The organism is Rhodanobacter umsongensis, assembly GCF_042654965.1.
GTDB lineage: Bacteria > Pseudomonadota > Gammaproteobacteria > Xanthomonadales > Rhodanobacteraceae > Rhodanobacter > Rhodanobacter umsongensis.
On record NZ_JBHSMK010000002.1, the window covers coordinates 606,697 to 618,966 of the forward strand.

Annotated in this window: 11 protein-coding genes and 1 riboswitch; of the genes, 10 read left to right on the plus strand and 1 reads right to left on the minus strand. The window is 67.3% G+C overall.

Annotated elements, in window-relative coordinates; genetic code table 11:
* Positions 1–116 precede the first annotated feature (116 nt).
* The 8 genes from ACFPME_RS02935 to ACFPME_RS02970 all read left to right on the plus strand — a co-directional run bounded on the left by ACFPME_RS02935 (position 117) and on the right by ACFPME_RS02970 (position 9,040).
* On the plus strand, positions 117–1,253 hold the full coding sequence (locus ACFPME_RS02935; protein WP_377301845.1) for a phosphotransferase enzyme family protein: 1,137 nt from the start codon (positions 117–119) through the stop codon (positions 1,251–1,253).
* Positions 1,254–1,295: 42 nt separating this feature from the next.
* A riboswitch (TPP riboswitch) is annotated at positions 1,296–1,391 on the plus strand.
* A gap of 55 nt (positions 1,392–1,446) precedes the next feature.
* A complete protein-coding gene (locus ACFPME_RS02940; protein ID WP_377301847.1) occupies positions 1,447–3,630 on the plus strand; it encodes a TonB-dependent siderophore receptor in 2,184 nt (727 codons plus the stop codon).
* Between the two features lies 1 nt (position 3,631).
* Positions 3,632–4,213: a nicotinamide riboside transporter PnuC gene (pnuC, locus tag ACFPME_RS02945; RefSeq protein WP_377301849.1), complete on the plus strand. Its 582-nt coding sequence runs from the start codon at positions 3,632–3,634 to the stop codon at positions 4,211–4,213.
* Between the two features lie 124 nt (positions 4,214–4,337).
* The gene (locus ACFPME_RS02950; RefSeq protein ID WP_377301851.1) at positions 4,338–4,991 is read left to right on the plus strand and encodes a DUF4124 domain-containing protein; all 654 of its coding nucleotides are present in this window, start codon (positions 4,338–4,340) and stop codon (positions 4,989–4,991) included.
* 186 nt (positions 4,992–5,177) lie between these two features.
* On the plus strand, positions 5,178–6,317 hold the full coding sequence (locus ACFPME_RS02955) for a flavin-containing monooxygenase (RefSeq protein ID WP_377301853.1): 1,140 nt from the start codon (positions 5,178–5,180) through the stop codon (positions 6,315–6,317).
* A gap of 77 nt (positions 6,318–6,394) precedes the next feature.
* Positions 6,395–7,318 carry an alpha/beta hydrolase family protein gene (locus tag ACFPME_RS02960; protein ID WP_377301855.1) on the plus strand — a complete coding sequence of 308 codons (924 nt, stop codon included), beginning with the start codon at positions 6,395–6,397 and terminating at the stop codon, positions 7,316–7,318.
* A gap of 144 nt (positions 7,319–7,462) precedes the next feature.
* Entirely contained in the window at positions 7,463–8,017 is a 555-nt protein-coding gene (locus ACFPME_RS02965; protein ID WP_377301857.1) for a hypothetical protein, read from the plus strand.
* Positions 8,018–8,161: 144 nt separating this feature from the next.
* Positions 8,162–9,040: an alpha/beta hydrolase gene (locus ACFPME_RS02970; protein ID WP_377301859.1), complete on the plus strand. Its 879-nt coding sequence runs from the start codon at positions 8,162–8,164 to the stop codon at positions 9,038–9,040.
* An 8-nt stretch (positions 9,041–9,048) separates the two neighbouring features.
* On the opposite strand, the gene ACFPME_RS02975 is transcribed toward ACFPME_RS02970, so the two are convergent.
* On the minus strand, positions 9,049–10,194 hold the full coding sequence (locus tag ACFPME_RS02975) for a M23 family metallopeptidase (RefSeq protein WP_377301861.1): 1,146 nt from the start codon (positions 10,192–10,194) through the stop codon (positions 9,049–9,051).
* A 208-nt stretch (positions 10,195–10,402) separates the two neighbouring features.
* Between ACFPME_RS02975 and ACFPME_RS02980 the strand changes: the two genes are divergently transcribed.
* Together ACFPME_RS02980 and ACFPME_RS02985 are read left to right on the plus strand one after the other, a co-directional pair.
* Positions 10,403–10,552, plus strand: coding sequence for a hypothetical protein (locus tag ACFPME_RS02980; protein WP_377301863.1), 150 nt, complete (start codon positions 10,403–10,405; stop codon positions 10,550–10,552).
* A gap of 783 nt (positions 10,553–11,335) precedes the next feature.
* Positions 11,336–12,235, plus strand: a complete 900-nt coding sequence (locus ACFPME_RS02985; RefSeq protein WP_377301865.1) for a protein NO VEIN domain-containing protein — start codon at positions 11,336–11,338, stop codon at positions 12,233–12,235.
* Positions 12,236–12,270: the final 35 nt, after the last annotated feature.

Below are 12,270 nucleotides of genomic sequence, written 5' to 3' on the forward strand. Positions count from 1 at the left end.
AAGGGCTCGGAGCCAGCGGACGGGTGCGTGTGAACGCCGCCACGGGTTCGAAAGCAGTCACGATGACCTTCGGGGATAATCACGGGTTCGCCCCCGTTGCGGACACTTCGCGCGCCATGACCGATTCGCCCCACCTTGCCCACGGATTGGCCGGCGACGAGATTCGCGCGGACTGGCCGCCGCTGACGGCCGGCGAGGCCACTACGCTGCTGCGCAACTATCCCGTGCTCGGCGCGCCGGTCCGCATCGAGTGGCACAGCCCGCGTCCCCTGTCGGCAGCCTGCCTGGTCGAGACGACCACGGGGATAGTCTTCGTCAAGCGCCACCATCGCAGCGTGCGCTCGATTGCCACGCTCGGCGAGGAGCATCGCTTCATGGCGCACCTGCGCGGCAACGGCATGCCGATACCGGCCGTGTTGAGCGACGCGCAAGGGCGAACCGCGGTGGCGCTCGGCGATTGGGTTTACGAAGTGCACGAGCGTGCCGCCGGGATCGACCTGTATCGCGAAGCCATCTCATGGTCCCCGCTGCCGAACGCCGGACATGCGCGCAGCGCCGGCCGGCTGCTGGGCATGCTGCACGACGCGTCCGATGGCTACGACGCGGCCCAGCGCGACACCCACATCCTGGTCGCGCGCAGCGAACTGATCCGTTCGCCCGACCCGATCGCCGCACTGCAAAGCCAGTTGCGCACACGCCCAGGCCTGGCGAACTATCTGCAAGGGCGCGACTGGCCGGCCGACCTTGCCGACGTGCTTGCGCCATGGCACGCCGCGGCACAGCCGCGACTGGCGCAGCAACCGCGGCTGTGGACGCACGGTGACTGGCACGTCTCCAACCTGTGCTGGAGCGACGACAGCGCAAACGCCCACATCACCGCGGCGCTCGACTTTGGCCTCGCCGCCGCCAACTTCGCGTTGTTCGACCTCGCCACCGCGATCGAGCGCAACGCGATCGCCTGGCTGGCCCTGGACACGGGCATCGACGCCGCACATCCGGACATCGCCCGCGCGCTGATCGAGGGCTATCGCCGGGAGCGTCCGCTGGAAGCGGACGACCTGGCCCTGCTGGCCGACCTGCTGCCGCTGGTGCACGTGGATTTCGCACTGTCCGAGGTCGAGTATTTCCACGCCATCACCCGCTCGCGCGCCAGCGCGGATGTCGCCTACGACACCTTTCTGCGCGGGCATGCCGCATGGTTCGGCACCGCACCCGGGCGCGCGCTGCTGGAGGCCATTCGCGGCTGCGCGTGATCGCAGCTCCGCAGGCCACGCCGATCCGTGGTTCAATAGACGTTCTTGAAGCGGGGGTGCCCGGCGTTGCCGGGCTGAGAGAGTCCCTTGGAACCTGACCCGGTTAGTACCGGCGTAGGGAGCTTGCAGATCCGGCATGTCCTCGCGACAGTCGGGTCGCCGTCGCTTCGTCCGTACCCCCTTGACGACGACGATGATGATGCCTCTTCCCCGCACTCCCCTGATCCTCGCCCTGCTCACTGCCATGGCGCCCGTCCACGCCGGCGACACCACCAGCGAACCGCAGGCCACGCGACTGGCGCCGGTGCACGTACAGGCCGACAGTGCCAAGGGCTACCACGCGGACAACTCGCAGCTGGACACCTTCGGCAGCTTCGGCAACGCACCGCTGCAGGACACGCCCGCCGCGATCACGGTGATCACCCGCGACCAGATCGACGACCGCCAGCCGCGTACCCTGAGCGAACTGGCGCGCAGCGATGCCGCGCTGGGCGACAGCTACGCGCCGGTCGGCTACTACCAGGACATCGCGATCCGCGGTTATGCGCTGGATCCGGCCACCGGCTTCCGGTTCAACGAAATGAGCATGGCCGGCGAGCAGTTGCAGCCGCTGGAAGACAAGGAGCGTGTGGAAATCCTCAAGGGCCTGGGCGGCCTCGAAGCGGGCGTGGTCGCACCGGGCGGGCTGATCAACTACGTCAGCAAGCGCCCCGCCGACGTGCACAGCGCCACCGTCGGCACCGACTCGCACGGTTCGCGCTACCTCGCGATCGATGTGGGCGGCTGGCTGACGCCCACCTTCGGCGTGCGCGTGAACGCCGCCCACGAGGACATGAACTCCTACGTGCGGCACGCCGATGGCCGCCGCACGTTCCTCTCGCTGGCCGCCGACTGGAAGATCAGCTCGAACGCCACGCTGCGGCTGGACACCAATTACCAGACCAGCGGGCAGCGCTCGGTCTCCGGCTACCAGCTGCTCGGCGGCAGCATGATTCCGGCGCATCCCAGCCGCAGCCGCATGCTCGGCTTCCAGCCGTGGCAGCGGCCGGTCGGCATCGACGCCAGCAACAGCACGCTGCGCTTCGACTACCGCGTCAACGACGCCTGGAGCGTGCAGCTCTCGGCCGGCCACAGCCACGTGGTGATCGACGACAACGTGGCGTTCGCCTACGGCTGCTTCTACTCGCCCGACTGCGCCAGCGGCGCGACGCCGGGCTGGTTCTTCGCGCCGAATGGCGACTATGACATCTACGACTACCGCAGCCCCGACGACACCCGCGTCAACGACGAGGCGCGCGCGGTGCTGAAGGGCACCTTCGACACCGGCGCGCTCAGCCACGAGGTCAGCGTCGGCACCAGCGCGTTCCGCCGCAGCATCGACCGCCGCCCCTATGTCTACGACTACGTCGGCACCGGCAACATCGACCAGGTGGATCCGCCCGTGTTCGCGCCGTCGCCGAACCAGCCGGGCGCGTCGGCACGCCGGCTGACCAGCTGGCAGCATTCGGTGTTCGCGCTGGACCGCGTGCATCTCGGTCCGCAGTGGCAGGTGCTGCTCGGCGGCCGCTTCGTGCGTTTGCACGAGCGCGCCTACGACGACACCGGCGCCCCCGAACGCGACACCCGCCTCAGCAAGGCGCTGCCGCAGGCGGCTGTGCTGTGGCAACCCACCACGCACTTGACCACCTACGTCAGCTACAGCGAAAGCCTGTCGCTGGGCAACGAAGCGCCGTACTGGACCTCCAACGGCGGCACCACGCTGGCCCCGCTGCTGGCGCGCCAGGCCGAGGCCGGCGTGAAGTACGCATGGAGCGACGCATTGAGCCTTTCGGCCGCGCTGTACCGCCTCCGCCAGCCGTACCAGTTCGCCCGGCCGGACAGCACCGCCGAAGGCTTCACCTTTGTGCAGCAGGGCAACGAGGTGCACAGCGGCCTGGAATTCAACGCCGCCGGCCAGGTCACCGACAACCTGCGCCTCACCGCCAGCCTCAACCTGATCCGGGCGCGCGCCGAGGGCACCGGCGCCCCAAGCTACGAAGGCCACCAGGTGGTCAACGTGCCGCGCCTGCGCAGTGCGTTGTATGTCGACTACCGCCTGCCGTTCGCGCCCCGGCTCGGCCTGCTCGGCGGCTGGCGCTACGCCAGCCCCAACGTGGCCACGCCGAACGGCCTGACCCGCGTGCCGGCGTACAACGTGTTCGATGCCGGCCTGCGTTACGCCAGCCAGTGGAACGGCCATGCGCTGACCTGGCGGCTCAGCGTCGACAACGTGTTCAACCGCTTCTACTGGCGCGACACCGGCAGCTCCGGCGGCGACAGCTACCTGTTCCCGGGCGCGCCGCGGCTGGCCCGGCTTTCGCTGACGATCGCGTTCTGAGATGACCTGGGTCGAACTCATCGCCGCGCTGGTCAGCGCCTGGGGCGTCTGGCTCACTACCCGCCGGCGCCCGTGGTGCTGGCCGGTGGGGCTGATCTCGGTGCTGGCCTACGCGTGGGTGTTCGTCGACGCGAAGCTCTACTCCGACGCCTTGCTGCAGTTCGCGTTCGCGCTGCTGATCGGCTACGGCTGGTACCGCTGGCTGCAGCACATCGGCGAGGATGGCCGCGTCGAGGTGGCCACGCTGGCGCGACAGCAGGCGATCGCGCACCTGGCGCTGGGCAGCCTCGGCGCGCTGGCGCTGGGCGCGTTCATGCACTACCGCACCGACGCCGCCCTGCCTTGGCTCGACGCGGCGCTGACCGCCTTCAGCCTGGTCGCGCAGTGGTGGCAGGCCAAGCGGCATGTCGCCGCGTGGTGGCTGTGGATCGTGGTGGACGTGATCTACGTGGGCGAATACGTCTACAAGCACCTGCTGATCACCTCGGTGCTGTATGCCGGTTTCGTGATGCTGGCGATCATCGGATTGCGGGCCTGGCGGCATGCGGAGCCGCATGCGGTACCGCGTGAAAGCCTGCCTTAGCCCGTAGCGGGGAGGTCGCTCGCCGGATGTCCCGCGGCGCCCTGGGGTGGCCGTGAACCATTCCAAACCGGGTGGATCGAGCCAGCGGTTTTTGGGGCGTCACCGGTGCAGAATGGTGGCCAAGATGAACATCTTGCCCCTCCGATCCTGCCTTTTCCTGGTCGCCGTGCTGTTGCTGGCCCTCGCGCCTGCTGCCGCTGCCCAGAACATCTACAAATGCAGCAAGGGTGGTCGCATCGAGTACACCGATCGACCCTGCCCCGGTGCCAAGGGCGAGCTGATCCATCAGGCCGACGACAGCGAAGTGATCGATCAGTACCTGCGCCTGGGCCAGGACGCGCTCGCGCGGAAGTACGCCGAATCGCATCATCTGCAGGCGCTCTACAAGCAGCGCGTCGCCGCATACCAGCAAAAAATGGCGCAGGAAGACGAGCGCAAGGCGGAAGCGGACGCCGCTGCGAATCTGCGCGACGAGCAGGCGCGTCAGCAGGCCCAGGAACAGGCCGCAGCCGACGATGCCGCCAACCGCGAACGGCTGCGCGAGGAGAATGAAGCACTGCGCCAGCAGAACGCGCAATACCGCGATCAGCTCACCGAGCCTGCCTATTACCCGCCACCGGCCTACTGGGGCGTGACGCCGCCCTACAGCGGCGGTCGTCACGACCACCATGACGGCGACCATGACCATGGCCATGACCACGATCATGGTGATCGGCCATCGAAGGAGCCGGTATTCCACCCCTGCCAGCAACTTGCCGGCGGCCGGGTGAAATGCTGAGCTGATGGCGCGTCGGCTTTCGCCACGCCGACGGGGGCACCCTCCAGAGACCTGCGCGACACGCTTCGGGCCGGCGCGCGACCGCATTCATCGGTCCGCCGGCCCATGCATCGACCACCCGATGGGCGCCATCTCGGCGAGCGGATGGCACTATGGGCTCATCCATAGCCGTCGGGAACTCAGGCCATGAACGTCATGCCCGATGCAGACGCGATCATCGTCGGCGCCGGTCCCGCCGGCCTTGCCTGCGCGGCCGCCATGCGCCGGCACGGCCTGCGCGTGCTGATCCTTGAAAAAGCCGATGCGGTCGCCTCGGTCTGGCGCCGCCACTACGACCGGCTCCACCTGCACACCGACCGCGGCCACTCCGGCCTGCCCGGCCTGGCGATGCCGCCGGGCTACCCGCGCTACCCGTCGCGCGCGCAGGTGGTGGCGTACCTCGAAAGCTATGCGGCGCACTTCGACCTTCGCCCGTTGTTCGACTGCGCCGTACAAACCGTCCGTCACGATGGATCGGCCTGGCACGTCGGCACGAAGCGGGCACAGTTCACGGCACCGGTGGTCGTGATCGCAACCGGCTGGGCCGACTTCCCCTACCGGCCGCGCTGGCCGGGCATGGAGGATTACCAGGGCCAGATCATCCACAGCACCGCCTATCGCAACCCGTCGGCCTATGCGGGCAAGCGTGTGCTCGTCGTGGGGTTCGGCAACTCCGGCGGCGAGATCGCGCTGGATCTGGCCGAGGCCGACGTCAGCGTGGCGCTGGCGGTACGTGGCCCGGTGCACATCCTGCCGCGCGAACTGCTCGGCCTGCCGATCCTGACCTGGGCGATCGCACAGGCGCGATTGCCCGCACGCCTTGCCGACTTCATCAACGCGCCGACGATACGCCTGGCCATCGGCTCGCTGAAGAAACTCGGCCTCGAGGCCCCTGCGAAAGGACCACGCCGCTCGATCGAGGAAGACCACCGCGTGCCGCTGCTCGACGTGGGCACGCTGGCCCGGATCAGGGACGGTTCGATTGCCGTGCGCGGCGGCATCGAGCGGTTCACCCGCGACGGCGTGGCCTTCGTCGATTCGCCGGCGGAGCCGTTCGACAGCGTCGTCCTCGCCACCGGCTTCCGCCCCGACCTGCGCGCCCTGCTCCCCGACGTCCGCGGTGTCTTCGACGACCACGGCATGCCGTCGGCAAGCGGCCGGGCAACGCCGGAACCGGGCCTGTTCTTCTGCGGCCTCATCGCCTCGCCGACCGGCCAGATGCGCCAGATCGGCATCGAGGCCACGCGCATCGCGCGGCTGGCCTCGCAAGTGCGGGCGGCACGCTGAATGCACGGCACCGACCCGCGCCGTTCGCGGAAGGATTACCCTTCGGCAACCACCTCGATCGACGCCGGGGGAAAAGCATGAACAACCCGAACCATGTGTTGCTGGCCGTTTGCCTCGCTGCCTGCCTGGCATGCAGCCCATCCCACGCGCAGGCCGCGCCGAAACAGGCCACGACGGCAGCGGAATCGCGGGCGCCGGCGGGCACTCGCGCCGCGATGGAAACCATGCAGGTCCCCAGCCACGGCGCGCTGATGAACGCACTGGTCTACGTCGCCGCCGGCGCGGGTCCGCATCCGGCGGTGATCCTGCTGCATGGCTTTCCCGGCAATGAGCGCAATCTGGATCTGGCGCAGGACATGCGTCGCGCCGGCTGGGACGTGCTCTATTTCAACTACCGCGGCTCGTGGGGCACGCCGGGCGAGTTCTCGTTCTCGCACGGCATCGAGGATACCGCCGCGGCGCTGGCATATCTGCGCCAGCCGGACGTCGCCAGGAAGCTGCGGCTGGATCCGGCACGCATCGTGCTGATCGGCCACAGCATGGGCGGCTTCATGGCCGTGCAGGCAGCAGCGGCCGACCCCGCGATCGAGGCCTTTGCCACCATTTCGGCCGCCGACATGGCTGGCAGGATGCAGCAGATGCTGGGCAGCGATCAGAAGCCGGATGCATTGCACAGGATGAGCGCGGGCCTGGCCAACGAAGGCATGGCCCCGCTGAGCGGCTGCACGCCCGACGGTTTGGCTCGCGAGCTCGCCGATCACGCGGCCAGATGGGCATTCCAATCGAAGGTCCATGCGTTGGAAAGCCGCACCGCGCTCATCGTCACCTCGGATGACGGACTGGCGCAGGCCAACGTGTCGTTTGCGGCGGCCCTGCGCCATGCCGGGGACACCCGCGTGACGGCCGTGCACCTGCCCACCGATCATGCGTACTCCGACCAGCGCATCGAGCTGTCGCGCGCGGTGCTGCAGTGGCTGGCCACGCTGCCGGAACAGCGCTGACCCGTACTGCAAGGCGCCGCCGGCCTTCGTCACGTCATCCTGATTGACAGGTCACGCGTTGAGTAGAAGAGTGCTCACACAGGTGTGTGTCCGCTGACAGATGGCTTCCCTAGGCAGCACTGACTCGTGATCCACGGAGGATGCATGAAACGGTTTTCCACAACGATGTTCGCAGGTGTACTGGCTGTCGGCGCAAGCGCCGCGATGGCAGCCACGGGCTCGCTCAACGAATTCAGGCCCGGCTTCATGCCGGTGCTGGTGCACGTGGATTCCCGGGGCAAGGTCACCGACGTCTCGCCGTCCGCCGAGCTGTCGCCGAAAGTCACCCGGCTGTTGCGCCAGAGCCTGGATGAAATGATCAGCAAGCCCGCCACCCACCATGGCCGGCCCATCAGCAGCCAGGTCGTCATCAACCTCGCGCTGCAGGCTTCGCCCCGGCAGGAGGGTGATTACCTGGCACGGTTCGTCTACGTGTCGAGCTCGCCGGTGCCGAACGGATCATGGTACTGGGTGCACATCGACGGTCACCGGCTGGCGCTGGCGAACAGGAACGATTTCAGCCGTCAGCAGCGGATCCGTTTCGACGACGAACGCAGGTATCCGTTGAGGGACATCCCCGACTACTCGCGCACCTCTTCGCCGTCGATTCAAGACAGCGCTCGCGGCGCAGCCGGTGGCGTGCAGAAATCCGGACACTGAACGAGGCGCGGCACGTGGATGGAACGACCCCGGCCCCGACCACCGACCGATCGAAACCAGAAGCCCGCCGCGACCGGCGGGTTTCTGGTTTTTTCAAGGGACCCGGCGGCAAGCGCCGAGCCACCATGCAACCTGGAGCGACCCATGCGACAGATCACGATGGGTGCGGCGGGCATGTTCATCGCCTGCTGCGCGCACGCGCAGGCGACGGTGAAAATCTGGCCCGGCCCCACCCCGCGCACGGAACATTCGGCCCAGCACGAGCAAGTGGTGCATGGCACCCCCGTCGGCACCGTCGTCCTCGGCGTGACCACGCCGACCTTGACGGCCTATCTTCCGGAACGAGCCCAGGCCACGGGCACCAGCGTGATCATCGCGCCGGGCGGCTACTGCGTGGCGCTGGCCATCGATGCGGAAGGCAACGATGTCGCACGCTGGCTGCAGCAACGAGGCATCGCCGCCTTCGTGCTCAAGTACCGCCTCAAGGAAAAGAAGCAGCAGGGCATCCCGCGGAATCTGGACATGGACGCCGCCTGCAAGGACGGCATCGCCGATGCGATCCAGGCCATCAAGCTGGTTCGACAACACGCGGCCCAGTGGAACATCGCGCCGACGAAGGTCGGCATCCTGGGCTTTTCCGCCGGCGGCATGGTCGCCAGCGGCGCCCTGCTCCAGCCGGAGGCGGCGGCGCGTCCGAACTTCGCCGCGCTGATCTACGGCGCCCCGTTCGGCGCGATGCCGACCATCCCCTCCCAACTGCCGCCCGTCTTCATGGCCTGGGCACAGGACGATGACGTGGCCCGCGCACCCGTAGTGAAGTTCTACGACAGCTTGATGGCCGCGGGCCAGAAACCCGAGGTCCATATCTACAGTGGCGGTGGCCACGGCTTCGGCATGCGCAGGCAAGGCACCAGCAGCGACCATTGGATCGATGACTTCGATGGGTGGCTGGCAGCGCAAGGGTGGACGAAGCCGCCCGCGCGCAAGACCAAGCATGGCGAGCGAGCCACCGGCAGGTCGTGAGGTGAACCCTAGTTACCCGGGAACGCCACCACAGCACTGGGTGCCGGCATCTCCGCTTGCCGGCCATGCGCGGATTGCGCAGGCAATGCCCGCCATGCCCTGCCCGCGTCGAAATCGTCCAGGTCCGGATAGTCGCCCAGTACCTCGTAGCGGGCGATGACAAACGGCAACCCTTCGCCGGCCAGCGGAGCGGCGCCGTCGCTGACGTGGAAATGCAGGTGCGGGCCGGTGGAGTCGCCGCTGAAGCCGAGCGCGCCGATCACCTGACCGCGCTGCACATGCTCGCCGGCATGCACCCGGACGCTGCCGGGCCGCAGATGCTCGTAATGTGCGTAGCGACCCTGACCGAGGTCCAGCGACACGAAGTTGCCACTGCCCTCGCCCAGCGGATGCCGGGGGTTCTTCAACGTGGGGCTCTCCGGGTAATCGTTGCGCGTGGCGACTACCGTGGCGTCGGCCACCGCCAGCACGTCCGCGCCATAACCGAGCCAGTTCGCCACCGCCTGGCCGTCACCGCGCACATGGCGCCCGCGCGCGTCCAGCCGGAACCAGTCGATCGCGAAACGCGCGGGGATCCGCGCCTGGCCGTCCAGCGCGAACATCACCCGGCGATGGCCGCGCGGCACCGATGCGTCGTAGATCGCGAGCCACGGTCCGCCGCGCAGCGGCGGCGCCAGCACCACCGGCCCACGCTGGTCGACCGCCACCACGCCGCCGGCCACATCGTCCGATTCAGGTCCATGCGCCGTGGTGGTTTCATACGTCAGCCGGTGGATCAGCCGGCGCGGCACGCGGGTGCCGACCGGCAGCGTCACCTCCACGTAGATCACCGCCTGCACGCCGGCAGGCAGGCCGTGCGCATCCGGCGACCGGTCGGTGCCGGCGATCGCCATGCGCGCCAGCAGCGTGGGGCCGGCCCACGACGCCAGTGGTTTTTCCGGGGCATCCGCGTCAAGCACTTCCAGCTTCGTGGGCACCATGCCGACGCCGGCATAGTTCGTCGCGTGCAGTTCGTACACCAGCTGCCGCTGCCCGCCGATCGTCACCGCCGTCGGCGCCTGCGGCACCTGCAGGTCGAACGATGGATGCGAGGCGGCCGCCGCGGCCGGCATCGACAGGCCCGCGAGCAGCATCAGCAGAAGAGATCGGATCATCGTTGCCACTCTCTGTGAGGGATACGCCGCGATGCGCGCTTCGGCACCGGCGGCGACGCGTTCGACTATCGCGCGAAAATACGGCCGGGATATCTGCCAGTAGTCACCACCTGCAGCGCCGTCCCGCCCGCCACGATGACGCGAACGCAGTGCGCGGCTGTTCGGCTTCAGCCGCGAGCTGTTCGCGCACGTCGGCGAGCACCGCGACGTGTTCCACGCCATGGTCGGCAAGCGCAGCGGCGCGGCCGTGCAGCAGCGCCTCCAGAACCTGGTGATCGAACTCGTGCGCGACGACGTGAAACCCGCCCTGCCTCCTGCCCGCGCCAAGGCCACCCAGCGCGAGCCGCTGGTGCGCTGAATCGCCGGCGCGCTCTTCGGCCTGCTCGCCTGGTGGCTGGACGAACAGCCGAACCTGTCGCCGGACGACATGGACCGCAGCTTCCGGCAACTCGCCGCGTCGGCGCTGGAGGCGGCGGCGCCCATGTAGACCCGTCCGGGCGCACCGCCGCGCCAGCTGCCTGCGGGAAAATGCACGCTCCCGCCGTAGCCTGTTTTCTCCCGGATGTAGCTCACGCAAAGGCACGCGATCTGCAGCCGACCGCCAGGTCTCCTGCCGCAACCCTGCGAACCCCGCGCGCAAGGCTTTCGGCCTTGCGCGCAAAGCCCAAAGGCGCCCCCGCAAGCCTCCAACTTCCGGGCGCAAGGGTGCCGAACTCGATAAGCCAAGCCTCGAAGCGTCGAGCGCAAGCCTGTTTGCGTCGCGCGCGACACTCTCGGCATCGTGCTCAAGCCTTTGAACATCGTGCGCAAGGTTCGAAGGCCTGAAACGTCAAGGTTCGAAACCCCGACCGCAGGGCTCACCACCTTGCGCACATGCCGACAACCTTCGAGCGCAAGGCTTTCACCCTCGCGCGCAAGGCTTTGAGCCTTGCGCTTCGGAGTTTCTGGCTTGCGCGCGAGGGTCGAAACCGTTGCCAGCGGATCTTCGAGCTTGGCTGGCCGGTTTTCCGGCAGGGATGTTGCAGTACGGTGGCTGCGCCAGGGAGCGCTCAGGGGAGTCCAGCAATACTGACCATGCACACGGATGCAGCGATGCAACCCCAAGCAACGTGGTCGATGCGTTGCCCCTCCGACTGTGACAATGAGCTACCTGTCTATACTTGAGAGCATCGATTGGGGATCCCATCAAATGGCTAGAGGCGATAGCTGGACGCGGATAGAGGTAGAGGCTTGTGTCGCCTCGTATCTCACGATGCTCGCGCTGGAGCTCAATGGTCAGCGCTACAACAAGACCGAGTACGCCGAAGCGTTGATGCAGAAACTCGATGGCCGCAGTCGCGGATCTGTGGAGTTCAAGCACTGCAATATCAGCGCCGTCCTGCTCGCGCTGGGTTATCCAAGCATCAATGGTTACAAGCCTCGCTTCAATTACCAGCTCGAACTTCTGGGCGTCGTGGAATCGCAACTGGCGGAAAATCATGTCATCGATGCTGCAGCTCAAGCTGCCGTTGAGCGTCCTGCTATCGAAATTCCAGTAAGCGATTCGCTTGCCGTATGGGTACCTGCACCGAAACCCACGAAGGTTCGCGAAGCCGCTGCGGAATACGCGCCCAATTTTCTGCCTGTACGTCGCGACTATCTTGCACGCGAGGCTCGCAACCGTTCGCTTGGCCGCGCGGGCGAACTGTTCGTGCTTGAACTGGAGTCACGCAGGTTGCACGCCGAAGGCAAAAAAGCATTGAGTGAACGCATCGAGCATGTTGCAGCAAGCCAAGGCGATGGCTTGGGCTACGACATCCTCTCTTTTGAAAGTAATGGATGCGAACGCCTGATAGAGGTCAAGACAACAGCATTCGGTGAGCTAACACCGTTCTACGTCAGCCGCAACGAAATCGCTCGATCAAACGCCGACGCAGACAGGTACCGTCTGTATAGACTCTTCGACTTTCGCGAGAAGCCCAGGGTATTTCAGCTGCCTGGCTCGATAGAAACCCACTGCAAGCTCGATCCGGTGACATACCTGGCTCGCTTCAGCGGCTGAATTATTCAAAGTCTGGATCCGTTCACATCCTCCGC